Raw genomic sequence first — 25383 nt, 5'->3', positions numbered from 1 at the left:
GTTGCCCATGACAAGACGGCGTCGTGTCCTTCTCGTCGTGCGTCGGGGGCGTCACCGGCGCCCTCGATGCGGATTCAGCGGTCGCGCCTGCGCAAGGGCCTGTTGGCCGAACAGCGGGGGTCGCCCGTTACTTCAACGTGGCGCTTTCCAGTACCGCGTCGACCTCGTTACGCTCGGCTGCCCCGGCGGGCTGAGCGATGCCGAGGAGGAAGGCCGCATGGCGGTCGTCCGCGGCGATCAGCGTCAGGCGCAGATGACCCGTGCCGCCTTTTGCGTCGTGCACCTTCAGCACGACCGTGTGCGCGGGGCGGCCGCTCACCTTCGTGGCTCGGGACTCCTCAAGTCCGACGGATTGGTCCGGGTAGAAGAACTCCGCGTTCGAACGGGCCGCGATCTCGGTTTGTCGCTTCAGAGCGGACTGCGGCAGCGGCCGGGCCCGGCCGGCGAGAACGACGGCGCCCCCTTCCTCTCCATGGGCGCGCTTCGCGGCGATCGACGAGGTGAAGGCCGCGATCAGGTCGCCCTTCCGGTTCGCCCAGCCCGCGGGGATCGCGTAGGTGAGTCCGGCCCTCGCGTCCGTCACCCGCGGGCGGCCCGCCATCGGGGAGTCCGCCTTGTCCCCGCCCCGCGCCAGCCACCACACGGTGGCGGCCCCGCCGGCGGCCAACAGGACGAATACGGCGATGATGCCGACCACCAGCGCTCGGCGGCTCCCCCGTTGCGCGGCCGGCAGCGGGGACTGGGGCGGGGACCCGGCCGGTTCGGCGGAGCTGGGCGGGGAAGGCGGCGGGCCGGCGAGGGGCGATGTCATGCCCCCAGCATCCTTACGCCGCCTCCCGCCGCCCTGAGCATTCCTACTCAGTCCTCATACTCAGATCCGAAGAGGGCGGCCGGAGACGGCGTTATGGAGTCGCGGTCGGGCGGTCGGGCGGTCGGGCGGTTATGCCGCTGTGAGTGATGCCGTCATGACGAGTCCCGGGCGGCGGCTTTGGCGTAGTGCTCGGCAATCTCGTCGCTGGTCGTCAGCCACACGCCGGGGTGGTTCGCGATGTATTCGAGCGCCTGGTCCAGGTACTTGTGCCGGAACGGCTGGTTGATGACGAACGGGTGCAGCACCAACGACATCACCCGCCCGCTCTCCGCCGAGTCCGCAAAGAGCTGGTCCAACTGGTCCTTGACGATCTGGACGAAGTCCGGTCCGCTCAGGCTCTTACCGACGAACAGGCTGATGTCGTTGACCTCGATGGAATACGGCACGCTCAACATCCCGGGCACGTTCAGCCGGTAGGGCTGGTCATCGTTGGACCAGTCCATCACATAGCTCAGACCGAGTTCGGCGAGCAGCTCCGGCGTGCGGAAGGTCTCGGTGAGCGCCGGCCCCAGCCAGCCGCGCGGACGACGGCCGGTGGCCCGCTCGATCGTGCCGATCACGTCGGCCAGGTAGGCGCGTTCCTCCTCGGGGGTCATGTCGGCCTGGAAGATGGAGTTGTTCTTGCCGTGGGCGGCCCACGCCCAGTTCCGGTCCCGACCGGCTTGGATGATCTGCGGGTAGCGCTCGGCGACATCGGAGTTGAGCATCACGCTGGCGCGTATCCCGTGCCGGTCCAGGCTCTCGATCAGCCGCCAGATTCCCACCCGGGGCCCGTAGTCGCGCCAGCCGTAGTTCAAGGGGTCGGGCGCCAGGTCAGCGGTGCCCGGAAAGATGCTCGTCGAGGGACGGTCGACCTGATAGTGCTCGACGTTCAGTCCGACGTAGAAGGCGACTCGGGCGCCTCCCGGCCACTGAAGGGGCTCGCGCTCGACGATCGGGCTGTAGTCGAAGAGCTGGTTGTCCATCGAAGCTCACCTCGTGTTTGCTGGGTACCGGTTGCCGGTTGCCGCCAGTGGTTGCCGGTTGCTGTCGGCTTCCTTGCTTGAGGGACATGCTCGAACCTTCACATTGATGAGAAGGTCAACGTGGCGCGTTGTGAGCCCGGTCACATGCAGATCGGGGAGGAGTCCGGCCCGGTAGCCCTCCTCGCGGCCGCCCGGAATGCCGGCCCGGTAGGGTGGCAATCTTCGGGCTCCGAGCTCCCGGAGTCCTTGAAGGCGAACACCCTGTGTACCTCGACCCGCACCCGGCACGCTCTCGCCTCGACACGGCCCTGAGCACGCTGGCAGCCACCTTCGGCGGGATGACCGCCCGTCCCGACGAATACAACTGCGCATGCCACTGGGGCAGCGCGGAAGACCTGGCGCAGCTCAAGGTGCCCGACACGGACCTGGACCCCGACCTCCTGCGGCGCACCTGGCAGGCCACCGACTGGAGTGACCACGCCTCCGTACTGCGCCGGATCCTGCCCCAGTTCGCCACGGCCCTCGTCGGCGGCCGCGTCGAGCCGCTCTTCGGCATGCAGGAGGCCGGGCGTTCGTTCGCCCGGGGCGGGTGGCAGCGGTGGCCCACCGAGCAGGCGGCTGCGGTCGAGGAATTCCTCCACGCCTGGTGGGCCCATACGCTCACCGACCCGGCGCCCGCCGTTCCCGCGTACGAGGTCCTCGTCCTGAGCGGTGAGGCCTCTGCGACGCTGAGCCCCTGGCTGAGCGCCTGGGAAGCACAGAGCGGCCGCACGGCCGACAGCCACTTGGCCGAAGCGGCGGAGCGCTGGGAGTCCGCGCTGCTCGGAGACCGGCTGCCCTGGGACACCGGGGCCGACGAGGAAGCGATGCGCGCCGAGCTGACCGCCTGGCTGGTCCGCCATGCCCCTGACCGGCTCCGCGCCCACGGCGTATCCGGGGAACTGCTGCATCGAATACGGCTGCTCGGCCTCTCCGGCCCCGACCGCTGGGAGGACCCGCACTGGCCCGGCCACCGGTACTGAGCCGGGCACCAGGCCGCACTCGCCGTTCCCGCCCGCAGCCGCCTACTGGTCAGGGGCATCCGTTCGAACGCACGCTCAACCCGGGCGACGGCATGCAGATGCGGAATGCCGCCCTCGCCGCCCGGGCAGGAGCAGTGCTCCCCTCCCCCGGGCGGCCCGCATCCCTGGCTCAGTCCGTCAGCTGCTCCAGGTCGGTGAGGATTTCGGACGCGGTGACGGGATCGAGGTCGCCGAAGGGCAGCTCGCGGGCCGCGCGGCGCCAGCCGAGCTCGGTGCCGTCGTGGAGGTGGACCCGGTCGATCCGCTGTTCCGGCCAGTAGGAGGGCTGACCGACCACGATGCCTGGATCGAGGCCGATCACGACCGTGCGGTTGCCGGGGACGAGCCGGGAGATCCAGGATTGAATGCCGTTGTCCTCCGCGGTGCCGCGTTCCCAGCCGCGTCGTTCCATGCCCAGCAGCTTGCCGATGGGCACGGTGATGTCGGCGAAGCGCCGTAGTTCGTGCGCGGTGCGTTCGTCGTCGGTGAGCGTGTGGGCCGGGCGGCGCAGCTGGTCGAACGGCTGGAGGATCTCGTAGTCGGCGAAGATCTCCGTCCAGGCGTCGAGGGTGCCGGCCAGGTGGAGGGGGTGGCCGATGCCGACGCGGGCCGGGGCGTCGAGGGTGAGGGTGTCGTCGTGGACGTCGGCGAGGGTGCGGTCCTCGGCCAGGCGGAAGGAGCGGCCGTCGTCGCTCACCCAGACCAGGCGGCGGGCTATGTGCCAGAGCAGCGGATGGCCGACGATCAGTTCCCGGAAGTCGGCCGTGCTCCAACGGCGTTGGGTGACCATGGCCCGCTCCAGGCGGCGGATCTGCTCGTCGGCCACGGTCCGCAGGTCCTTCTTCAGGGCGGCGAAGCGTTTATGGGCGGCCGGGGCGAGCTCCTGGTCGTCGCGGACGCCGGGCTTGGGCAGGGCCTTGAGGCGCTTGCCGGTCTCGTCGGCCACATACGGGGTGAGGCGCTCGTCGAAGCCGACGGTGAAGCGGCGGTGGCCGTAGTCGAGGGTCGTGCTGCCGGCCTCGCCGAGGTCGAGGTCGGGGACGAGGCGGTCGGCCAACTCATCTGCGTTCAGGCCGAGTTCGTGTGCGAGCTCGGTCATTTTCTCGCCCGCTTTCTTCTTGATGCCCTGGTACTTCGACTTCTGGGCGATCCCGTTCAGATGGGTCAGGGCGGTATCCGTCCCGATGGCGGCGAGCACCTCCAGCCCGGCGACGGCGGTGGCGTGGCCGCCGTCACCCGGCCAGGAGCGGATGAGAGGCGTCAGCCGGCGGACCGTCTCGTCGTCGCCGAGCCAGCCGAGCGCGGTGAGGGTCCAGTCGTCAGCTGCCACTCGTGACTCGTATGAGGTCTCCTGTTGGAAGAGCCCCCAGCCGAATGCGGCCAGCGACGCGGGATCGCAGAGCTCCTTGACCACCTCGATGCCCGCGTAGGGCTCGCCGGGCTTGGATATCGCCAGCATGGTGACGAGGTGGCGGGTGGCGGCTGGGGGAAGGGCCCGCCGGCGGTCGCGCAGCAGGATCCGCGGGAGCAGATGGACATCCAGAAGGTGGAAGTCGTCGGGGATATGGGCCGGTACCGCGTCCAGGGGGTCGCGGGCCAGGAATGCGTCCATGGCGGCCGCGGCCTTGTCGCCGTATCCGCGGGCGGCGTCGCGGACCGTTTCGGCAGGGCCCTGGGAGGCGATGAGCCGAAGCCCCGCCTCGGCCCGGCCTCGGGCCTTGCCGGCCTTGCCGAGCGCCACGGGGACGAGGGCGCGGGCGGCGGCATCGGCATGGCGACGGAACCAGGCGTGCACCACCGGACGTACCCTCTTGCGCGTCACCAGCCAGTCGGCCATCTGCGCCGCCACCTCGGCGCCGGCGAACGGCAGCAGCAAGGGCCCGAGGGTGGCCGAATCGCAGCGGACGAGCTCCAGCACGGCAGGGAGCGCATCGACCCCGAACCGGGCCACGAGCGGCTTCATCCACCGCCCCTCCCACACCGGCTCCGGCTTCCAGGCCGCCAGCAGAGGGCGCATCAGTTCCTCGGGCCCGTCCAGGAAGAGGCCCGGCTGTTCGGGGGTGCGCAGTTTCCCGTTCCGGAAGTCGTCGAGGGCCTGCTGCCAGTCCGTGCTGTCGTCCCACTCCTGATAGGAAGCCCGCGTCCCGGCCCATTCCTCGCGCTCCCCGGCGGCCCAGACGATGGCCGGCTCGGCGGGCGCCACCAGGCCCTTGACGACCGCGGCCTTCGTTTTCGGGCGCGGCCGCGTCCACGGCGGCTCGACCAGCAGCCGCGGCAGGGCCTCCGCCGGCGCGTCGTCGATCCAGCCCCTCCCCCGCGCATCCCGCGTCTCCGGTGTGCTCTGCGGTGCCTGGGTCACCAGCTCGATCCCGGCCTTCGCCGCGGCGGAGAGGGTGGCGGACACGGCCGCTGTCAGTTCCGGATTGGCCATCACATGTCGGCGCAGTAGGGCACCGGCGTACCCGGAGATCTCGGACGCCTCGCCCGAGGCTGCGGCTGCCAGGAGCCGCAGCGCGCGAACGGGACAGCGCTCCATGGCCTCGATCACGGCGGCGTGGGCGAACGGCCGGTCGAGCCGCGCCAGCAGCAGCTCGAAGGCCTCATCGGTGGGCAGCGAGGCGAGCGCGGCGTAGACGTCCTTGCTGATCAGCCTGTCGCGGACCGCCCCGTCCAGTAGATCCGCCACCACCGGGGCGATGTCCGGACCGATGCCCGCCATCGCGGTGTAGAGGGTGTCCAGCCCACCGAGATGCCACCACCGCTCGTCCTGGGCACGGAACAGGCTCAGCTGCTCCGCCGAACTCAGCGAGCGCAGCACTGTCACGGCATATCCGTCCTGCCGCGCGGGCGATTGGGCGGCGCACACCTCGTCCACCCACTGCACCTGGGTCGGCACAAGATAGCCCGTGACCGCTCGCTGGAACTGATCGCCACGGCGGTGCGCCAGCTCATCGACGGCTTCTTGGTAGGTCCGCTCATCGGCCACCGCGAGCAGCGCGCGTATCCGCCCGGCGATCCGTCCGCCCGCGACCCAGGCGTCCCACTGCTGGTCCTCGTCGCACCGGTAGCGAAGGGCGCGCGCCTTGCGCCCCGTTGTCTGCACCTCAACAAAGATTCCGGCGAGTTCGGCGGTGGCGGCGGCCGCGAACACGAGGCCGTGTTCCGCGACCCAGGCGTCGGCGAATATCCCGAGCCGTTTCCACTCTTCCGACGGCAGGTCCGCCGTGACGATGGCCGTGACCACCGCCGCGCCGAGCGGGCTCGCCGCACCGCGCAGCTGCGCCTGCGCCGCTTCGAGCAACTCCGGCAGGCCGGTCGCCGTCTCCGTCCAGTACAGCCGCTCCTTCACCCATCTCCGCACCGCGTCGGCCGCGCCGTCGTCGATCCCGCTGACCGGTGCGCCGGGCCCGCCGCGCCATGGGTGGACATGGGGCAGCCATGCCTCGGGGACCGTGAAGGTGTTCTCGTCGGGGAGCGTGGTCCCCGCCGTCGAGGGGTGCGGGATGTGCGGGATGGTCAACGCCATGTCTCCTGCTCGGTGCGTGTGCGGGGCTATGCGGATGTACCTGCGCGTGTACGACACGGTAGGGGGAGGGTCTGACATCAAGAGGCTGTGGCCTCGCCTGAGTTGGGTTCCCCAACGGGCGCTCAACGAGGCGGAGCCGGAACCGGCCCGTGCCGCCGGCCGCGAACGGAGGCCGGGGCACGGTCCGAATTCCCGGTCGGGGTGCGGTGCGCGCCGTGGATATCCCCGGCGCGGCGCGGCTGTTTTCCGGGCGATTTTTCTAGAGTGGTGGCGCGAAACTCGCGATACCGCGCAACACGCATTACGCATTGCGCCTCATCCGCATCAGAACGAGGGCACGCTCCATGGAATTGAAGAAGTCCGCCGTTCCGGCCGCGCCCACGAATCCGGGCCTGAAGCGCGACATCGGGCTGATCGGCCTGATCTGGACGTCGGAAGGCTCGATCATCGGATCGGGGTGGCTGTTCGGCGCGCTGTTCGCTGCGCAGGCGGCCGGTACGGCGGCCCTCGTCTCCTGGGCGATCGGGGCCGTCGCCATTGTCATCCTGGCCTTTGTGCACGCCGAGCTGGGGGCCATGTATCCGGTCGCGGGCGGCACCGCGCGTTTCCCGCACTACGCGTTCGGCAGCGCGGCCGGCGCGTCGTTCGGCTGGTTCTCCTGGCTGCAGGCGGTCACCGTGGCGCCGATCGAGGTGATGGCGTCGCTGGACTACCTCAGCGTGCACGCCCCCTGGGTACAGACTTCCAAGAACCATCTGACCGCCGGTGGATACGCTCTGGCCGTCGCCTTCATGGCGTTCTTCGTCGTCGTGAACTTCTTCGGCATCAGATGGCTCGCACACACCAATAGCGTGGCCACCTGGTGGAAGGTTTTCGTGCCCGTCCTCACCATCATTGTGCTGGCCGCGACCGCATTTCACGGCAGCAACTTCGGCTATCAGGGCTTTGCCCCGTTCGGCGCCAAGGGAGTGCTCTCCGCAACGAGCACCAGCGGCATCATCTTCGCATTCCTCGGCTTCGAACAGGCCGACCAACTGGCCGGCGAGAGCCGGAATCCGGCCCGGGACATCCCGCGCGCGGTGATCGGCTCGATTTTCCTCGGTGTGCTCATTTATGTGGCGCTGCAGGTGGTCTTCATCGGGGCGCTGCCGCACAGCGCCTTTGCGCACGGGTGGGCCAATCTGTCATTCGCCGGCAAGGCGGGCCCGTTCGCGGGTCTGGCCGCGGCGATCGGGCTCGGCTGGCTGGCGACGCTGCTCTATGTCGACGCGGTCATCTCGCCGTCCGGCACCGGCCTGATCTATGTGACGGCCACGTCCCGGGTCTCGTACGGCCTGTCCCGCAACGGATATGTACCGTCGGTCTTCGAGCGGACCACCCGGCGCGGCGTGCCGTGGTTCGGGATGCTCTTCGCCTTCGTCATCGGGCTCATCGTCTTTCTGCCGTTCCCCACCTGGCAGAAGCTGGTCGGCTTCGTCACCTCGGCGAGTGTGCTGATGTACGCGGGTGCCCCGCTCGCGTTCGGGTGTCTGCGCAAACAGGATCCGGACCGGCCGCGTCCGTATCGGCTGCCCGGCGGGATGTTCTGGGCACCGGTGGCGTTCATCGTGTCGAATCTGATCATCTACTGGGCCGGCTGGGACACCCTGTGGCGGCTCGGCGTGGCGATCGTGCTCGGCTATCTGCTGCTGGGCGGCTCGGCGCTGCTCAAGCTCAACCCGAAGGTGCCGCATCCCAACTGGAAGTCCGCGCAGTGGCTGCCGGTGTACCTGTTGGGCATGGGCCTGATCTCCTGGCAGGGCGGCTTCTGCAGTACGGGCCCGGCCACCACGGCGTCCTGCGGTGCGACGGACGCCATTCCGCTGTGGTGGGACATCGCGATCATCGCCGCGTTCAGCCTGGTGATCTATTTCTGGGCGCAGCTCGTACGGCTTCCGGACGAGGAGACCCGGGAGTACATCGGGTCCGTGGAGGTGGTGACCGGCGGCTGACCGCTGTCGCCGGTCCGCGAAAGCGGAATCCGACCACGGTGAATTTGCCTAACATGTAGGCATGTTGGCCTTCGCCCCTGCGGTGCTCTTCTCCTTTCTTTTCGGCGTCGGCGTGCTGCGCGACCGACGTCGCTTCGGCAACGCCATCCATCTGGGGCTCGCCGTCACGTTCGCGCTGCTCGCGCTGGTCGGCAGGCTCGGGCGGGCCGACTCGCTCCTGGGGAAGCTGGTGCTCCTGGCACTGCTGGTGCTGCCGGCGCTGGGGACCGTCGTCCTCGCCTGCTTCTTGATCTCCAACGGCGTGAAAATGGTGCGCAAGGAAGGCAGACGCCCCGCCAATCTGCTGTCGCTGCTCGCCGGGCTCGGCATCCTCGGCCTCATCGCCTTGCTGATCACGGCGCTCACCCTGCACTCGCACACACTGCTCGTGGTCGCCGTCACCGCCACCGGGCTGGTCGGCTATGTCTCGTTCCTCTTCCTGTGCTTCGTGAGTTACGCCTTCCTGTACGGGCGCTTGCGGGTCCGCCGGGACGCCGACTATGTGGTCGTACTGGGATCCGGCCTCATCGGCGGCTCCAAAGTGCCACCGCTGCTGGCCAGCCGGCTGGAGCGCGGGCGCGCGGTGTACGAACGGCTCGCCGCCCGCGGCGGTACGCCCGTGCTGCTGACCTCCGGCGGACAGGGACCGGACGAGAAGCTCCCGGAGTCCCACGCGATGGCCGACTACCTCATCGAACGCGGCTTTCCGGCGGACCGGATCGAGCGTGAGGACCGCTCCCGTACCACCGAGGAGAATCTGCGCTTCAGCAGGACGATCATGGAAAGCGCGAAGCCGGACTACCGCTGCGTCGTCGTCACCAACAACTACCACGCCTTTCGCGCGGCATTGATGGCGCGAAAGGCCGGCGTCAACGGTCAGGTCGTCGGCTCTCCCACTGCCGCCTATTTCTGGCCCAGCGCCACGATCCGCGAGTTCGCGGCGGTGTTCTTTCAGCACAAGGTGGTCAATCTCGGAATCTGCCTTCTGCTGGTGCTGGGGGGCGTCCTCATTTGGTGGATCGGCTGACGATGCCCTGGGCCGGTGGTCAAGCACGGCGCGGGATCGGGACCGGGATCGGGATCGGGATGGGATCGGGACCGGGACGGGAATCGGGCTCTGGAACGGGACCGGGATCGAGATCCGGTAGGGGTACGGCGCGCGGTTCGTACCGAATATGCCGCAATGCCGCCGATATTCTGTGCGGTGAGAACCGTTGCGCCGCGACGCCCGCCCTCATGCCCCCTTTGCCCAGCGGGCGTTCCTGTACCGGAAGGACGTCACCATGCCCACAGATGCCCACATCGGCCCGTTGCGCGTATTGGTCCTCGGCGCGTCGGCGCGGTCCGGGTCGACCAATGTCCGCCTGGCATCGCTGGCGGGCAGCATGATGACCGACGCCGGCGCGGACGTCGATCTGGCCACGATGCGGGATTTCGATATGCCGCTGTACGACGGTGACAGGGAGGCCGCGCACGGCGTTCCGGACGGCGCGCTCGCCCTGCGCGACCGGCTCGAACGGTGCGACGCCTTTGTTCTCTCCTCCCCCGAGTACAACGCCTCCGTACCGGGAGTGGTGAAGAACGCCATCGACTGGGTATCCCGCGTGCGGCCCCAGCCGTTCAAGACCAAGCATGCACTGCTGCTCTCCGCCTCCCCCTCCATGGTGGGCGGCAACCGGGGGCTGTGGGCGCTGAGAGTTCCGCTGGAGCACCTCGGTACCCGCGTCTACCCCGACATGTTCAGCCTCGCCTCGGCCCACCAGGGCTTCACCGAGGACGGGCAGTTGACCGATGCCGGGCTGCAGCAGCGCCTGCGGGAGACCGTGACGGCGTTTCTGAGCCTTGTCGAAGCCGACGCCCGCTACGTCTGTCTGCAGCGCCGCTGGTACGAGTTCCTGGGTGACCGAACCGAGTCCTCCGTGACGCAACGGGCGGAGGACTGACCCGGGTCCGCTGCGCTCGTCCGACCCTCTCGTGCCTCGGGGGGACCCCGGCGACGTGCTGCGGAAACCGGAGTACCGGCGCGCCCGGTGAGGGCTGTTCCCAAGCGCCGTCCGCACCGTCGCGGCGGGCAAGCCGTCCGACAACGACGTCGCGGTCTCTCCCGACGGCGCCCGCATCCGGCTCTCCGGCAATCGAGGCTCCGTCGTGACGGATGTCGCCGCCGCCCTTCAGCAGAGCGGTGCCCGGCAGGGGTGAACGGTGGACGCAGCGAAGGGATGGCCCTCGCCGGAGCCGGCGGACCGGTCCTTGCTAGGCGGACAGCAGGATGCGCTGGGTCGCCTGAATGTGCCGGTCGATCGCCGTGCAGGCCGCGACGACATCGCCGGCCTCAAGGTGCTCGAGGATCTGCCGGTGTTCGGCCAGGACCTCCTCCTTACGCCTGCCCGACCGGTACGGCGCGATGGCACCGGCCCGGATCTGACGGCTGCGCAGTGCGTCGTACTGACGGCTCATCAGGGTGCTGCCGACGGCATCGACGAGGGCGGCGTGGAAGCGGTGCCCGGCATCGAGGAATTCCTTGGTGGTCTCCTCGCCGCGCAGCGCCTCCTGGTGGGCGAGGAGCGCGGCCATCGCCGAGACCGGGGCCGCACCTTGGGCAGTCGTACGCTCGGCGGCGAACCGTTCGATCAGACCGCGCATTTCCATCAGTTCGCCGATGTCGCGCCCGGACAGCGGAGCGATATGCGCGCCGCGCTTGGGAACCAGCCGTACCAAGTCCTCGGCGGCGAGCAGGAGCAGGGCTTCCCGGATCGGGGTGCGGGAGATACCGATACGGTCGGCGAGATCCTGTTCGGAGAGGAAGCGGTCCTGCATCTCAGGATCGGTGAGGATGATGTCCTTGAGATAGGCGTACGCCTTCTCCCGCCCCGACTGCATCGTTTTTCCCATGGCTTTGTCCATCGTTTTTTCCATTGCGATTCCCACCGCTCCCCGCTGTTTTCCCCGCCGTTGTCCCGGCCGTTTCCCCTGGCCGTTGTCGTCGGCCGATTTCCCTGCCGCACCAGGTGGTGCACCTGCGGCGCGCAGCGCAGTGCACAGAGCGGTACCCCTCACGGCGGGTCATCCGCCGCGACGTCTGCATACGAGTGCATACGAGTTGTATGCAGGTGCATGCAGAAGCTACCACGGTGGGCGGACGGGCCGGACCACGGGTACCCGCCCCGAACTCCCCCTCGTCAAGGGGCGATCGGCGGCGGGCCACCGAGGCAAGTGGCGGCCGGTGCTCCAAGGGGCGGGCCCCGCCCGAAGGGACCGGCCGCCGCTCCCGTACGGAATCACTTACGGGCTGTCGCCGCGAGATGCGCGAACACCACGACGTTGGCCTCGTAGTCCTTGGCGGCCCTGTTGTACGCGCCACCACAGGTGATCACGCGCAGCTGCGCGTCCGGGGTGTCGGCGTAGACCTGGTCGTTGGGGAACTGCGCCTTGCTGAACGTCTGGACGGAGTCCACCTTGAACGTCGCAACGATGCCGTCCGCACGCGTGATGTCGATCTTGCTGCCCTTCTTGAGCGAACTGAGCAGCATGAACACGGCCGGGCCGGTCTTGGTGTCGACATGGCCCGCGACGATCGATGCGCCACGCTCGCCGGGCGTCGCCCCGCCCTGGAACCAGCCGACCAGGTTCTTGTTGTTTCCGGGTGGCGCATTGAGCTGCCCTTTCGGGCCGATCGACAACGGAGTGAAGGGCGCGTCGACGGCAATCTCGGGGATCATGAGCCGCTTGGGAACGGAGCGGGACAGTGCGGGGATGGCACGGGCGGCGGCGCCGGGCGTGACGCTGGCTGCCGCCCCTGGACGGGACTGCTGTGGCTTGGGGTCCGCCGGCGTGTCTATGGAGTTGTAGACGAGCAGGGTTCCGAGAAGGAACGCCCCGGCGGGCCACATCAGCCGACGGCTGAAGCGGCCGGACCCGGGCGCGTTCCGGGGAGAGTTCGGCTGGAATGGCTGCTGGTAAGCCATGGGGCGCTGCCTTTCGCGATGCAACGGGCGTTGGCTGGAGGGTCGGACTGCGGAACGGCAGTCGTCGCGGCCACCGTCCATCTGCGACGGTGGCCGCGACGGCACAGCGAACTGTGTCGGGCGACTCAGCCGGGATTAGGCGGAGGCACTCCCCGACGCGTTACGGCGACGGAGCACGTACACCCCGGCACCGAGACCGCCGAGCATCAGCACCGAACCGGCGGCCAGGCTGCTGCCGGAGAGGGCCATGCCCCCACCGCCGGTGTGGACGCCACCGGTCGGACGGTCGTTGCCACGGCCACCGCCGCCGCCGTAGCCGCCACCGCCGTAGCCGCCACCGTCGTGGCCACCACGGCCGTAGCCGCCACCGTCGTGGCCGCCACCGCGACCGTGGTCACGGCCACCGTCACGACCGCCACCGTCACGACCGCCGCCATCGCGGCCGCCACCATCGCGGCCGCCACCGTCACGGCCACCGCCGCGGCCGTGGTCACGACCGCCCCAGCCGCCGCCGTCGCCGCCACCTTCGGTGACGATCTTGGCCATGGCGCCGCCACCGGTGTTCACGCCACCGGCCGGCTTGCCGCCGCCGTTTCCGCCACCGCCACGGCCGTAGCCGCCACCGTCGTGGCCGCCACCGCGACCGTGGTCACGGCCACCGTCACGACCGCCACCGTCACGACCGCCGCCGTCACGACCGCCACCGTCACGACCGCCACCATCGCGGCCGCCACCATCGCGGCCGCCACCATCGCGGCCGCCACCATCGCGGCCGCCACCGTCACGGCCACCGCCGCGGCCGTGGTCACGACCGCCCCAGCCACCGCCGTCGCCGCCACCTTCGGTGACGACCTTCGACATGGCGCCGCCACCGGTGTTCACGCCACCGGCCGGCTTGCCGCCGCCGTTTCCGCCGCCGTTTCCGCCACCGCCGCGGCCGTAGCCGCCACCGTCGTGGCCGCCACCGCGGCCGTGGTCTCGGCCGCCACCGCGGCCGTGGTCGTTGTCGCCGCGCCCGTTGTGGTCACGGCTGCTGGAGTGTCCGCCGTCGTCACCCATCACAGTGATGGCCTGGGCGGCGGGAGTAGTGATGGCCAGGACCGCGGTGACGGCGGCCGAGGCAAACAGGGTGCGAGCTGTGCGCATGGAGACATGTCCTTTCACATCGCTCCTACGAAGGCCGACTCGTCATCGGCTCACGGGACGCAGCAGCGACGTGATCAACGTCAGCCAGATCGCGGCTCGGCACCACCGGAGAGCGCCGCATTCGGGGTACAACGTCCGCTCTTCGGGTGGCCGAGGGCCAGATTGTCACCCGTTCGACGGTGTGCCCCTTCGGCGTGTCGCGGCTTCGAAGGTGTAGCGGGCCTCCCGGATGGCGGACATACGGGGCAGCACCCGCCACACCGTGGCGGTGCGTGAGCGGCGGAGGAGCGGAAGAGCGGGGCGGGAGGGCCGTGCGGGAGGGCGTCCGGGCGACCGGAGGGGGCTTGGCGGGGCGGGAGGGGATGCGGGGCGTCGGCGGGTGGGTGGCCGGGTGAGGTGGGCGCGCTCGACGGACGACGGCCCGAGCATCATGCAGTACCGGGGTGCCACCAACTCCCGCTCAAGGAGCCGTAATTGGTTCATTTTGGGGTACGCCACAGCCGTCAACTCGCCCGGTACGTAAGGGCGTCAGGGTTGGCGACCCTCCCTAGGCCGAAGCACTGTCCAGGCCTCGGCAGGCCACGGAGCATCTCGGGCGAGCGGGGCGAGACCCGATGCCTCAGCGAGTCGAACGACACCGAACGACAGAGACCCCAAACAGGGCGGGAGTGGGTGGATAGGCATCATTCACCCACCTCCGGCAATTCACCCCCTACGGCTCGAACACCCGGAGCGACTTGAGTGACGTGAGTGATTCGAGCGCCCCCTCCGCACAGCCCGCGACCTGGCTACAGACGGAACGTAGCTATTGCCGCTCCCGTTTGTGCAAGGTGGAGCGGGCCCCCATCCCGCACCGCCCCTAGCCTCGCTTCAACATCACCAACGAGGGGCGGTACCCGTGAACTGGCTCATCCACGACTACCGCGAGAACGATCTCGCTGCAGTGGTCCACCTCATCGACTCCACTGCCGAACTCGGGCAGGAGTCGGTGTTCTCGCTCGCCGAGTGCATCAGCGCGCTGAGCTCCCGGCAGCCCGCCGTGGTGGCCGTCCACCAGGGCGTGCCCATCGGCACGGCGCTCGCCTGCGTGGCGGGTGAGCGGGGCTGGGTGATGCGGATCGCCATCTCCTCGGCCTGGCGTGGCCGTGGGCTGGCGAGTGCGTTGCTGGTGGAGCTGGAGCGGCGGCTGATTGCCGCGCGGGTGAGCCGTATCGCGTACGTGCTGCCCGAGGAGGACCTCCTCGGCGAGGGGCTGCTCAACGCGGGATATACGCGGCAGCCGGCCGTGGCCTACTTCGAGAAGGTCGAACCGCACCACGGCCCCGCGGCCAGCCTCCTGGACGACCTCGGCGGACGATTCCTGCCCGCCGATCTGTGGGCCAAGGTGGCCGGCATGGAGGCGGAGAAAGACCTGATCGAACGGCGTGTCGTGCTGCCGCTGGCGGAGCCGGAGCGGGCCGCCCGGCACGGCGTGCGGCCGCCTCGGGCCATCGCCCTGTTCGGCCCTCCCGGGACTGGGAAGACCACGTTCGCGCGGGGCATCGCGGCCAAACTCGGCTGGCCGTTCGTCGAGCTGCTGCCGTCCCGGCTCGCCGACGAGGGCAATCTCGCGGCGGCCCTGCGCAGCGCGTTCGCCCGTATCGCCGAGCTGGAACGGGTCCTCGTCTTCATCGATGAGGTCGAGGAGATCGCGCCGGTGCGCGCAGAGCCGGCGCAGCCGGGCGGGCTGCACGGCGTGACCAACGAACTCCTCAAGCTCATACCGGGATTCCGCGAGCGGGACGAACGGCTGCTGGTGTGTGCGACCAACTCCATCCGCTCGCTCGACCCGGCCTTCCTCCGGCCCGGCCGGTTCGACTACCTGATCCCCATCGGCACTCCTGACAAGGCCGCCCGTGCGGCGATCTGGTCCCGTTACACGGACGGCCGGGCCGATGTCGATGTGGCGGCGCTGGTGGCGGCCAGCGAGCTGTTCACCCCGGCCGATATCGAGCATGCCGCCCGGGTGGCCGCCCAGGCTTCGTTCGAGCGGGACCTGGAGTCGATCGGCCTCGGGTCGGGCACCCAGAGCAGGCTCGGGGCGAGCACCGAGGACTATCTCGCGGCCATTGCCCAGTGCCGGCCGACCGTCACACCGGCGATGGTCGACGAATTCGCGGCGGACATCACTGCGCACGCGCGCTGCTGACGGGGCGGATGACCGACGGACGACCGGCGCAGCGCAGTCCGCAACGAGCCTGCGGCGACCGGGAATTGGCATCTGCGGACAATTCCGGTCCCCCATTGAGGCGGGCCGTCACTCCTCTCCGTACTGGGCGGCATCGGACCCGAGTCAAGGGTTCCCTCGAGGACAGGAGTGGCGCATGTCCCGAAAGAGAAGAATCGGCCGAGGGAAGAAGATAGCCATCTTCGTCAGCTCCGCGGCGCTGGTCGGCGGCATCGCCGTCGCCATGGCAGGTACCAGCCAGGCGTCGGTGGCATGCGACGGGCTGGCCACCGCACTGAGCAACAACCAGAAATTCATCGCCGCCCAGAAGGCCGATCCGGACGCCCAGTCGGCCGCCCGGATCGCCAACCGCAACGCCGTGATCGCACAGATCCAGGTCCAGCAGAAGGCCGCCGGGTGCAACGGCGGCGGGGGCGGTGACGGTAATGCGGCTCCGGCGCCCGGCACCCCCTCACCACCGGGATCAACGGAACCATCCGCATCGGCCTCCGCTTCCGCCTCCGCCTCCGCCCCCGCAACGGGATCCGCATCCGCACCGGCGGATCCGCCCTCCTCCGACGTCGTCTGCGCCAGCTCAACGGTCACCCTCTCCGGCGAGGGAGGCGCACCAGCGGCGTCGAGCGACCAATTCCCCACCGGCACCAAGTTGAAGGTGACGAATCTGGACAACAACAAGTCGGCTACCGTCTCCGTCACTTCGACCTCGGGCAGCTGCGTGCTCCTCAACAACGCCGCCTTCGAGCAGGTACGTGAGCCCGGGAAGTTCCTCATCCGCCATGCCCGGATCGAGCGCGTCGGGTAGGTCACGGCAACACGGGCCTGGGGCCGGGCGGCAGGATCGCGCGGCCCCACGCTGCCCGGAAGTCCGGGTCCGGTCCCGAGCCGACCCGGGTCCGGTCCCGAGCCGACCCGGGTCCGGTCCGGGTCAGATCCGGGTCCGATCCGGGTCCGTCTCCTCCGATCGGCTGATGCCTGAGACACGACACCTGCGTACGGTGACGTCGACGGTGAGAGCAGGGGTGATAGCGATGACGAACGTGCAGAGCTGGGCCTCGGACCGTCAAAGAGCCGAAAGCCAGCGGCCGGAAAAGCGTGGCGGACATGGGGGGACATATGCCTGAGACTTCGGAAGTCATCGACCTGGGCGCGTACGGACCGGACTTCACCGCAAACCCCTACCCGTACTACGCAAAGCTGCGCGCCCAAGGTCCCGTACACCGTGCGCAGTTCCCGGGAGGCCCGGAAGTGTGGCTGATCGTCGGCCACGAAGCGGTCCGGACCGTGCTCAGCGATGCGCGCTTCGGCAAGGACTGGCGGGCTGCCGGGCTGGGAGGTGAGACCACCGACGATTCGCCGCTGTTCACCAACATGCTGGATACGGATCCGCCGCACCACACCCGGCTGCGGAAGCTTGTGGCCAAGGAATTCACCTCGCGCCGCGTCGAGGCGCTGCGGCCCCGCGTGCAGCGGATCACCGACGAGCTGCTCGACGCGATGCTGGCCGCCCCCGACGGACGTGCCGACCTGGTCGACGCGCTGGCCTTCCCCCTGCCCATGACCGTCATCTGCGAACTGATCGGCGTCCCGGCCATGGACCGGGACGCCTTTCGCGCCTGGTCGCGCGAGATCATCGCGCCGACCGGCCCGGAGGCCGCACAGGGCGCCACCCAGGCGATGGCCGATTACCTCATCAGCCTCATCGAGCGCAAGCGAAGCGCCCCCGGCGACGATCTGCTCAGCGCCCTGATCCGGACGAGCGACGAGGACGGCGACCGGCTCTCCCGCGACGAATTGGTCGGCATGGCCTTCCTGTTGCTGGTCGCCGGCCATGAGACGACCGTCAGCTTGATCTCCAACGGGGTACGCGCGCTGCTCGATCATCCCGCCCAACTGGCCGCACTGCGCGCCGACCGCTCCCTTCTCAACAACGCCGTGGAGGAGATGCTGCGGTACGACGGCCCGGTGGAGGCCGCCACCTGGCGCTTCACCTCGGAGCCGGTCGCCATCGGCGACACGGTCATCCCCGCCAGGCACCCTGTAGTGGTCGTCCTGGCCTCCGCCTCGCGCGACCCCGAACGCTTCGCCGCCGCCGATGACTTCGACATCACCCGAGAGCCCCGCGGTCACGTCGCCTTCGGCCACGGCATCCACTTCTGCCTCGGCGCCCCGCTGGCTCGCCTGGAGGCCCGAATCGCCATCGAAGCCCTGTTGGACCGCTGTCCCGACCTCGCGCTGGACTGCGATGCGAAGGCCCTCACCTGGCGCACCGGATTGCTCATCCGGGGAACGGAGCGGCTTCCGATTCGCTGGACGAGTGAGCCGCGATGACGCCCCGCCCCTCCCCCGAGCGCGCCCCATCCGTGCATACCCGCCCACGCCCGCCGCCCGGCCCACGGGCAACGGATACCCGGCGAAGGGCCCGCCCCGCCTGCACCCAGTCGCGACCCGCGGCCGTAGCGCTGCACTCCGTCCCAATCGCGGCGACAACCCCATGGTCCCGCGGCACGCCATGGCCATTGTCGTACCGACGCAGGCACGATCCGGTCGTGTAGCTCCGCCGCACCAACGCCGCATGCCTGACCCCGAACCGGCCCTTCAGCCAACGCAACAGAGCGGCAGACCCCCGCACTTCGCCCTTCGTCCTCGCCCTTCGTCCTCGCCCGTCGCCCGTCGCCCGTCGCCCGTCGCCCGTCGCCCGTCGCCCGTCGCCCGAAGAGCATCGAACAGATGCGGACATTCCGCGCAACACCCCTCAACTGTCAGACCCTCGCGCAAGACTGGGATGGACCACGCAGAAAAGCACACAGAAGAGCAGGGAAGAGACGGGGGAAATGACGATGCCGACACCGAAGCGGACCCCAACGCCGACACTGACGTCAACATCAACGTCAAGGTCAACGTCGGTGCCGACGCTGACGCCTGGGGCGATGCGGACACTATTCGCGGGGGAAATGCAGGCCTCCTACTGGCAGCTCTCCGTTCAGAGCGCCGGAGAACCGATCGGCGGGGACCTCAACGCCGCATTCGGCGGCCAGGTCAACGGGCTCTGCGGCGCCGCGGTTCCCGGCGGGCTGTTCCTGTCCACGGGGCTGCGCTCCGGGCGCGTCGGCTGCACCGTCGAACTCCATGAAACGGCACCGGGCCTCTCGCCCGAATGGGAGGACATCGTCGAGGTCTCCTTCCGCCCGGCCTCACCGGACGTGGCGCTGGTGCAGTGGGCCGGTAGAGATCGCTGGCCACTGCGCCTCAACGAGATCGACTACCGCGTCCGCTACTGCTCCACCGGCATGGACGAGGGACGAGCGCGCGACACGCTCTTGGACGGGGAGCCTCAAGTCGAGCGCCACCTCCTCCAGTTCTGGCCCGCTCCGGCCGGCACGGACCGGGTGATATGGCAGACGAGCAAGGCCGCCGAGTCCGCGCATGCATGGGCCCGGAAGCTTCCCCTGCCGCCCACTCCCGAGGAGCGCGCAGACGCCGAGCGTCTGGCCGCGACGGCGCATGAGCGCGAGGTGGCGAAGGCCCGCCGGCGCGGCGACGAGGAGGCCTGGCAGGGGCGTCCGCTCAGCGACCGTCTACGGCACATCGGCGGCAACATACGCGGCATGCTGCAGCTCGACCGCCTCCTTGTGGACGAGGTCGACGGCGCAGGACCGGAAACGCAGCGTGCGATAGCGCGCTGGACCGCACGGCGCGCGTACACCGTGGCGGGCCTGGCCGGAATCGACTGGATCGCACCGGCGTTGGACGCACTCGACGCGGGACACACCCTGCCGCCGCCGTTCGACGACTGGGACGAGGTGTGGCGGCGCCTCGTCAACGATCCCCAGGTGCCGGTTTCGGTCGTCGTCTCGATGGACGGGACGCATCGCACCATCTCGCAACAGGCAGCCGCGATGCCCGCGATCTTCGATGCCAAGGAGGACGATCCCCTGCAGGGCGCACTCGATGCGCTGTACGCGGCGGCCGTGACGTTCGGGCGCCGCTATCGGGCCCTGTTCGAAGACGTCCGGCGCGCCTTCCCTGAGCTCGTCGGCCCGGCGACATAGGCACCCGGGCCGGGCCGGTCGGAAAAATGTGCGAGAGTGGCCCGATGCGGACCATTGGGTTGCTCGGCGGCATGAGCTGGGAATCGACGGCGGAGTACTACCGGCTGCTGAACGAGCTGACGCGCGAGCGTCTGGGCGGGCTCCACTCATCGCGATGCCTGCTGTACTCCGTCGACTTCGCCGAGATCGAACGCCTGCAGGCCGAAGGGCGCTGGGACGTGGCGGCCGAGGTGCTGGCCGAGGCCGCCCGAGCGCTGGAGGCCGCGGGCGCGGACCTGCTGGTGATATGTACGAACACCATGCACAAGGTCGCCGACGAAGTGGCCGCCGCAGTCGCCATCCCGCTGCTGCACCTCGCCGACACCACAGCCAACGCCGTCCTCGCGAAGGGTCTGAGCCGCGTAGGGCTGCTGGGCACTGCGTTCACCATGGAGCAGGACTTCTACCGCGGCCGGCTCGCCTCGCACGGCCTGGAGGTACTCGTTCCGGACGCCGCCGGTCGCAGCACCGTCCATCAGGTGATCTACGAGGAACTCTGTGTCGGGATCGTCCGGCAAGAGTCCCGCGAGGCGTACCGAGCCGTCATCAAGGACCTGGTCGCCGCCGGGGCCGAAGGCATCGTGCTCGGCTGCACCGAGATCGAGCTGCTGATCAGCGCCGACGACAGCCCGGTACCGGTGTTTCCCACCACCCGCCTGCACGCCGAAGCGGCGGTCCGCCAGGCCTTGGCCGACGGCTCGTAGCCCGCCCCTGCCCAGGCGCCGGTGACCGCCGACACTCCCGCCCGCTCGCCCGGTTCCTGCTTCCCCTTACGTGACAAATCCCGTTCGCGGAACGAGGTTTGAACGAACGCCGGGTACTCTGACGTGGTGTCGCACACCGAGTTAGAACGACTGGCCAGAATCCGGATGCAGGTCACCGGAGAGACGCTGGAACGCGCCATGGCAGTACTCGAAGGACGCGCCACCGAACCCGAGCCGGAGCCGGCGGACGAGCCCGGCGAACGGTCCACCTCCGCCGAACAGGCGGCCGACCGGGATGAGCCGCGGCCCCGGCCGCGCCTGCGGGGCCTGTAGCGGCCGGCCCCCGCCCCGGGCTGCGGCGGCGCCCCGGCCACCGTGACACTCAGTGTCGGGCATCAGGCGCCCAAAACCGTGATCGCGAGCCCTGGTCGCCCGTCCCCGCAACGGCACGAAGCGTCCGCCCGTCCCGTACATCCCCCACGGCTTCCCACCGGCTCGCTTCGTACTACCGCCCCTCACTACGCACTGCCGCCCTCGACGGCGAAGGCCGGCCGCTGCACACCCGGCGGCGCAGCGGCCCCCATCGGATCCGCGGGATCACGGCAGGCCCGGAGGGACCGAGCCGCACCGCGGACCGAGCCGCACCGCGGACCGAGCCGGCCAGCCCCTAGCCCAGCGGCCGCGCCAGCAGCGGCGTCCGCGGCGCTTGGTGTCCCCCGCTGGCGATCATCCGCACCTCGCCCCGATCGCTGATTTCCGCGCGTACGATCCCCGATTCATCTTCGTAGACCGGATACCCGCCCGCTCCCGCCTGCTCGGTCCGCCGGACGACCACCACATCGTCTTCCACGGCGAGAGCGTGAAATACCAGCTCATAGCGTTCCGGGTAATCCATCGGGGCCTCCCGAAATGGCTCTGCAGGCGTCCGCAGCGCCCCTCCCTCGCCTGCCCGCCCGATCCGCCGCTGCGCCTCTCCTCCTCCATCGTCACTCACACCGGCCCGCCGCGCCTCAGGAGCGAGCGCGACGGGATCAGCGGCTCGGACCACATCGACAACACCCAAACCTGACATTTGTCATGTGGACTTGGGATCAAGGTAGTTCCGTGGGTTGATGGCGCGGCGCCACCCCACCGCCACAATCGAGATCACCGAAGATCGAATGCCTGCCACGGGCCTTGAACCAACGGAGCCACCATGCCTGTTGCCCACCCGAACCGCCGCCGTATGCGGCTGGCCGGGACGGCCACGGCCGCCTTATTCGCGCTGACGATCCCGGCGGCCTCGGCGGTCCCGGCTTCCGCGACGTCGGTCGGTGATGCCGCCGCGGCACCGGCCACCCGTCACACCGCACTCGACCGTGCCGCCCTGGACAGGACGCTCAAGGCGTTCCATGACGCCGGAATGTACGGCGCTTACTCTGCGGTGCGTGACGGCTCCGCGCAGTGGCAGGGCGCCGCAGGACTCGCCGACATCGACACCGGGCGAGCCGTCACCGCGCAGATGGAACACCGCATCGGCAGCATCACCAAGACCCTCACCTCCGTCGCCGTGCTGCAGCAGGTGGGGAAGGGGCGCATCGATCTCGATGCGCCGATAGGGCGCTATCTGCCCGGCCTCGTCACCGGAGAGCGCGGCCGCACCGTCACCGTCAGAATGCTGCTCAATCACACCAGCGGCATCGGGGAATACTCCAGCTCGATCTTCCCGACGGTTGAGAGCCTGGAAGAGAACCGCTTCCGTCAATTCGACCCCGAGGACCTGGCCCGACGGGGACTGAAGGCGGCGCCTCTGGGCAAACCAGGCCAGGCGCATCACTATTCCAACACCAACTACATCATCGCCGGACTCCTGCTGCGCAAGGTCACCAGCACATCCCCCGAGCGGTACATCACCGAACACGTCATCCGTAAGGCCGGCCTGCGGCACACCTACTTCCCGGATTCGCCGTACCTCACGAAGCCGCACGCCAAGATGTACGAAGTCCTCTACGGAGAGTTCGATCCGCCCCGTGACTTCAGCGTCTACACCCCCTCCTGGGCCGGGACGGCCGGTTCGCTGGTGTCGACCATGCCCGACCTGAACCGCTTCTACGGCGCACTGCTGGGCGGCAAACTTCTGGCCCCCACCCAACTGCAACAGATGAAGACCACGGTGCCGATCGAAGGCAGCACCGCACGCTATGGCCTGGGCCTGCTCAGCACGAAGCTGCCCTGCGGAGAGTTCTGGGGACACAACGGCTTGGTGCTCGGGGCAATGACCTGGTCATTGTCGAGCGCCGACGGCCGCCATCAGATATCCCTCGGTTTCAATCTGACGCGCTATCAACAACTGGACGGGAACGGTCGGCCCAAGCCCAGCCCCATCGACACCGCCATGAACAGTCATCTCGTTCAGGCTCTGTGCGGGGCGGCGGGAAGCCTTCAGCCAGAGACATCGCGTAGCCTCGCGCAGCTCAGCATCCAAGAGGGCTTCGCCGCGAAGACTGCCCGACCGTAAACGAGCGGCCGACGCCAAGGGCAGCCCCGCCCGTGGACGTAAGCCCCACCCCCGTGCGCTGTCACAGGGGCGGGGCGGGTCCGAGAAGCGCCAGCAGCTCGGATATTTACGGGGACCACGTTACGGGGAGCCACTGACAACGCAGCTCCGCGCAGAAGGGGGACGGAGCCCCGACCCCCGACCGGCTGCAGCGTGGCATGACGAGAGGAAGGCTGATGCCGACAAGACCTCGGTTCTCGCTGGCAACAGTGGCGGTGGACTGCGCGGACGCCCATGCGCTCGCGGACTTCTACCGCCGGCTTCTGGGCTGGGAGGTGAAAGCCAGCGAACCGGACTGGGTGCTGCTGCGGCCGCCGGAGGGCGCTACGGGCCTCTCGTTCCAGTCGGAGCCGGGATATCTGCCGCCGGTATGGCCGGAACGGGCGGCGGAGCAACAGAAGATGCTCCATCTCGACATTCGGGTCGACGACCTCGACGAGGCCGAGGCGTATGCGGTGGCGTTGGGTGCGACACGGGCGGACGTCCAGCCGCAGGACGATGTCCGTGTGTTCTTCGACCCTGCAGGACACCCTTTCTGCCTGTTCCTGAACTGACGGGTCACCGACAGGCCACCAACGGCCGACCGGCGGGCTTCTGACGTCGCCACAGGTGTCTCCGCCGGCGCCTCCGCCGGCGCCTCCGTCGTCGTCTCCGCTGACGGCACCGCTAACGGCACCGCTAACGGCACCGCTAACGGCCATGGGGCCATACGGGTGAATCGACGCACCAGATGTTCAGCGAACGCGGAGCGTGTGGGACTGGACACATGCAGAGAGCGAGGCGCGAGCCGACCGCCGACGGTCCTTGCTGGTCAGAGAGTTGGGGGTGGCGGAGGGGAGGGAGTGGGAGGGGGGCGGGGGGCGCACAGAGGGGCGCACGCGGTGATGAATTGTCAGTGACTGCCCCTAGCATGTCTCACATGTCCCCAACTCCTTCTCCTTCTCCAGAGGTGCCCATTCCCGCGTCCGAGGCCAATGAGTCGATCCGGCGATTCGTGCGCACGCGGCACGGCTTGGCGTGGACGGCGCAGGACATGGCGGAGTATGCGGTGCTGCTGGAGATCTGGACGACAGCGGTGCGTTCAGAGGTGGTGGAGGCGGCGTAGGCCCCGCCCGTCAGGCCACGCGGGCCCCGGGCGTCAGTGGGAAGCGCCTGCCGAGGGCGGCGCTCCCGCGACGTAGGCGCCCTGCGCCGCCCCCGTACTCACCCCGTGTACTTGACGACCGTCTTTGTGTACGCATAGGGCTCCTGCGACACCCCGCTGCAGCTGTCACCGTCGTCGCCGGAGCCACACCGGCGGTCACGGTTGACCGACCAGAAGGCGAAGCGGGCGATGTGGTGCTGCCGGGCGTAGTCGAGGATCGTGCCGAAGTCCGCCAGGGTGACGCTCTCGTCGGCCTCGTCGGTTTTACCGTTCATCGAGGAGACGCCGATGTGGCGGTAGGCGTCCCCGTCACCGTCTCCGTATGCGCTCTTGACCGCGGTCTTGAGGCCTTCCAATGCGCTGATGGTGGCCTGCCCCATGGTCCCGCTGTGGCCGCCGAAATCGAAGGGCATGACGACCCAGCCATCGTTGTCCAGCCCTGCCGCCGCACCCTTCTTGATGAGGTCCTTGCCGTTGGCATCGGGGCCGTTCGGGGTGGTGCCCATGGTGACGTAGGTGATGAGGCCGGGATTCTTGGTCTTGACGATCTTCAGGGCGTCGATCACGCGCCGGCGGACCGTGGCTTGGGTGAATTCGGTGTTCTCGATATCGATGTCGAGCGCCTTGAGGTGGTACGCGTCGATCACCTTCTGGTACGCCCCGGCAAGCGTGGCGGCGCTGCCGCATTTCTCCCCGAGTTTGGCGCCGCTCCAACCACCGGCCGAGACGACCACATCGCCGCCCTTGGCGCGTATCGCCTTGATCGCCGCCTCATCGCTGCCGCCGGTCAGCGCCCGACTGCCGTCCCACTTCGGGTTGCAGCCACCGTCGGAGAGGACGAAGGCCAGCGTGAACCACTTGGTTCCGGTCGCCGCCATCACCTCCGTGGGCTGCTGCGGGTTGCCCCAGCCCAGGTATTCGTACGGCGCGGCGGCCATCGGGACGGCCGCCCGGAACGAGTCGACGGATCCACGGGCCGGGGCAGGTGCGGTCGCCGCGTCGGCGGCCGCCGTGGCGGCGCCGCTGCCGAGCAGCAGTGCGGCGGCGCAGAGCGCTGTCGACAGGGGGCGCGGACGGTGCGGTCGTGTCATGAGGTGGCTTCTCTCCGGGGCTCGTGGGG

General features: G+C 69.4%; 23 protein-coding genes. 13 read left to right on the top strand and 10 right to left on the bottom strand.

Annotated features, from left to right (window positions below; all coding sequences use genetic code 11):
• Positions 1-127 precede the first annotated feature (127 nt).
• Together AC5677_RS39750 and AC5677_RS39745 are read right to left on the bottom strand one after the other, a co-directional pair.
• Positions 128-811, bottom strand: coding sequence for a hypothetical protein (locus AC5677_RS39750; protein WP_497192708.1), 684 nt, complete (start codon positions 809-811; stop codon positions 128-130).
• Between the two features lie 152 nt (positions 812-963).
• Positions 964-1836, bottom strand: a complete 873-nt coding sequence (locus tag AC5677_RS39745; protein ID WP_497192707.1) for a polysaccharide deacetylase family protein — start codon at positions 1834-1836, stop codon at positions 964-966.
• A 338-nt stretch (positions 1837-2174) separates the two neighbouring features.
• Between AC5677_RS39745 and AC5677_RS39740 the strand changes: the two genes are divergently transcribed.
• Positions 2175-2858, top strand: coding sequence for a hypothetical protein (locus AC5677_RS39740; protein WP_497192706.1), 684 nt, complete (start codon positions 2175-2177; stop codon positions 2856-2858).
• 169 nt (positions 2859-3027) lie between these two features.
• Here AC5677_RS39740 and AC5677_RS39735 read toward each other — a convergent pair whose 3' ends face one another.
• Positions 3028-6423 carry a DUF4132 domain-containing protein gene (locus tag AC5677_RS39735; protein ID WP_497192705.1) on the bottom strand — a complete coding sequence of 1132 codons (3396 nt, stop codon included), beginning with the start codon at positions 6421-6423 and terminating at the stop codon, positions 3028-3030.
• Positions 6424-6767: 344 nt separating this feature from the next.
• Between AC5677_RS39735 and AC5677_RS39730 the strand changes: the two genes are divergently transcribed.
• The 3 genes from AC5677_RS39730 to AC5677_RS39720 all read left to right on the top strand — a co-directional run bounded on the left by AC5677_RS39730 (position 6768) and on the right by AC5677_RS39720 (position 10396).
• Positions 6768-8414, top strand: coding sequence for an APC family permease (locus tag AC5677_RS39730; RefSeq protein ID WP_497192704.1), 1647 nt, complete (start codon positions 6768-6770; stop codon positions 8412-8414).
• Positions 8415-8475: 61 nt separating this feature from the next.
• Complete coding sequence (locus tag AC5677_RS39725; protein ID WP_497192703.1) at positions 8476-9480, top strand: YdcF family protein; 1005 nt, start codon at positions 8476-8478, stop codon at positions 9478-9480.
• Between the two features lie 256 nt (positions 9481-9736).
• The gene (locus AC5677_RS39720; protein WP_497192702.1) at positions 9737-10396 is read left to right on the top strand and encodes an NADPH-dependent FMN reductase; all 660 of its coding nucleotides are present in this window, start codon (positions 9737-9739) and stop codon (positions 10394-10396) included.
• A gap of 310 nt (positions 10397-10706) precedes the next feature.
• Here AC5677_RS39720 and AC5677_RS39715 read toward each other — a convergent pair whose 3' ends face one another.
• From AC5677_RS39715 to AC5677_RS39695, 5 genes are all read right to left on the bottom strand, one after another.
• Positions 10707-11333: a GntR family transcriptional regulator gene (locus tag AC5677_RS39715; protein ID WP_497196927.1), complete on the bottom strand. Its 627-nt coding sequence runs from the start codon at positions 11331-11333 to the stop codon at positions 10707-10709.
• 398 nt (positions 11334-11731) lie between these two features.
• The gene (locus AC5677_RS39710) at positions 11732-12418 is read right to left on the bottom strand and encodes a class F sortase (RefSeq protein WP_497192701.1); all 687 of its coding nucleotides are present in this window, start codon (positions 12416-12418) and stop codon (positions 11732-11734) included.
• A gap of 135 nt (positions 12419-12553) precedes the next feature.
• Positions 12554-12964, bottom strand: a complete 411-nt coding sequence (locus AC5677_RS39705) for a hypothetical protein (RefSeq protein WP_497192700.1) — start codon at positions 12962-12964, stop codon at positions 12554-12556.
• A gap of 17 nt (positions 12965-12981) precedes the next feature.
• Positions 12982-13227 carry a hypothetical protein gene (locus tag AC5677_RS39700; RefSeq protein WP_497192699.1) on the bottom strand — a complete coding sequence of 82 codons (246 nt, stop codon included), beginning with the start codon at positions 13225-13227 and terminating at the stop codon, positions 12982-12984.
• Positions 13228-13296: 69 nt separating this feature from the next.
• Entirely contained in the window at positions 13297-13446 is a 150-nt protein-coding gene (locus tag AC5677_RS39695) for a hypothetical protein (protein ID WP_497192698.1), read from the bottom strand.
• A gap of 1016 nt (positions 13447-14462) precedes the next feature.
• Between AC5677_RS39695 and AC5677_RS39690 the strand changes: the two genes are divergently transcribed.
• The 6 genes from AC5677_RS39690 to AC5677_RS39665 all read left to right on the top strand — a co-directional run bounded on the left by AC5677_RS39690 (position 14463) and on the right by AC5677_RS39665 (position 20916).
• A complete protein-coding gene (locus AC5677_RS39690; protein WP_497192697.1) occupies positions 14463-15752 on the top strand; it encodes an ATP-binding protein in 1290 nt (429 codons plus the stop codon).
• Between the two features lie 175 nt (positions 15753-15927).
• The gene (locus AC5677_RS39685; protein WP_497192696.1) at positions 15928-16593 is read left to right on the top strand and encodes an SCO2207 family protein; all 666 of its coding nucleotides are present in this window, start codon (positions 15928-15930) and stop codon (positions 16591-16593) included.
• 311 nt (positions 16594-16904) lie between these two features.
• The gene (locus tag AC5677_RS39680; RefSeq protein ID WP_497192695.1) at positions 16905-18119 is read left to right on the top strand and encodes a cytochrome P450 family protein; all 1215 of its coding nucleotides are present in this window, start codon (positions 16905-16907) and stop codon (positions 18117-18119) included.
• Between the two features lie 599 nt (positions 18120-18718).
• The gene (locus tag AC5677_RS39675) at positions 18719-19840 is read left to right on the top strand and encodes a hypothetical protein (protein ID WP_497192694.1); all 1122 of its coding nucleotides are present in this window, start codon (positions 18719-18721) and stop codon (positions 19838-19840) included.
• Between the two features lie 44 nt (positions 19841-19884).
• Positions 19885-20583 carry an aspartate/glutamate racemase family protein gene (locus AC5677_RS39670; protein ID WP_497192693.1) on the top strand — a complete coding sequence of 233 codons (699 nt, stop codon included), beginning with the start codon at positions 19885-19887 and terminating at the stop codon, positions 20581-20583.
• Positions 20584-20709: 126 nt separating this feature from the next.
• Entirely contained in the window at positions 20710-20916 is a 207-nt protein-coding gene (locus AC5677_RS39665) for a hypothetical protein (protein WP_497192692.1), read from the top strand.
• A gap of 334 nt (positions 20917-21250) precedes the next feature.
• Here AC5677_RS39665 and AC5677_RS39660 read toward each other — a convergent pair whose 3' ends face one another.
• Positions 21251-21478: a DUF6296 family protein gene (locus AC5677_RS39660; RefSeq protein WP_497192691.1), complete on the bottom strand. Its 228-nt coding sequence runs from the start codon at positions 21476-21478 to the stop codon at positions 21251-21253.
• A 300-nt stretch (positions 21479-21778) separates the two neighbouring features.
• Here AC5677_RS39660 and AC5677_RS39655 point away from each other — a divergent pair, with 300 nt between their 5' ends.
• From AC5677_RS39655 to AC5677_RS39645, 3 genes are all read left to right on the top strand, one after another.
• A complete protein-coding gene (locus tag AC5677_RS39655; protein ID WP_497192690.1) occupies positions 21779-23080 on the top strand; it encodes a serine hydrolase domain-containing protein in 1302 nt (433 codons plus the stop codon).
• Between the two features lie 215 nt (positions 23081-23295).
• Positions 23296-23673, top strand: a complete 378-nt coding sequence (locus tag AC5677_RS39650) for a VOC family protein (protein ID WP_497192689.1) — start codon at positions 23296-23298, stop codon at positions 23671-23673.
• A gap of 365 nt (positions 23674-24038) precedes the next feature.
• A complete protein-coding gene (locus AC5677_RS39645) occupies positions 24039-24224 on the top strand; it encodes a hypothetical protein (protein WP_497192688.1) in 186 nt (61 codons plus the stop codon).
• 98 nt (positions 24225-24322) lie between these two features.
• Here AC5677_RS39645 and AC5677_RS39640 read toward each other — a convergent pair whose 3' ends face one another.
• Positions 24323-25354 carry a chitinase gene (locus tag AC5677_RS39640; protein ID WP_497192687.1) on the bottom strand — a complete coding sequence of 344 codons (1032 nt, stop codon included), beginning with the start codon at positions 25352-25354 and terminating at the stop codon, positions 24323-24325.
• Between the last annotated feature and the right edge of the window lie 29 nt (positions 25355-25383).

The sequence above is a fragment of the Streptomyces sp. JLSY215 genome, from assembly GCF_059682825.1.
This window is presented reverse-complemented; position numbering and strand designations above follow the sequence as displayed.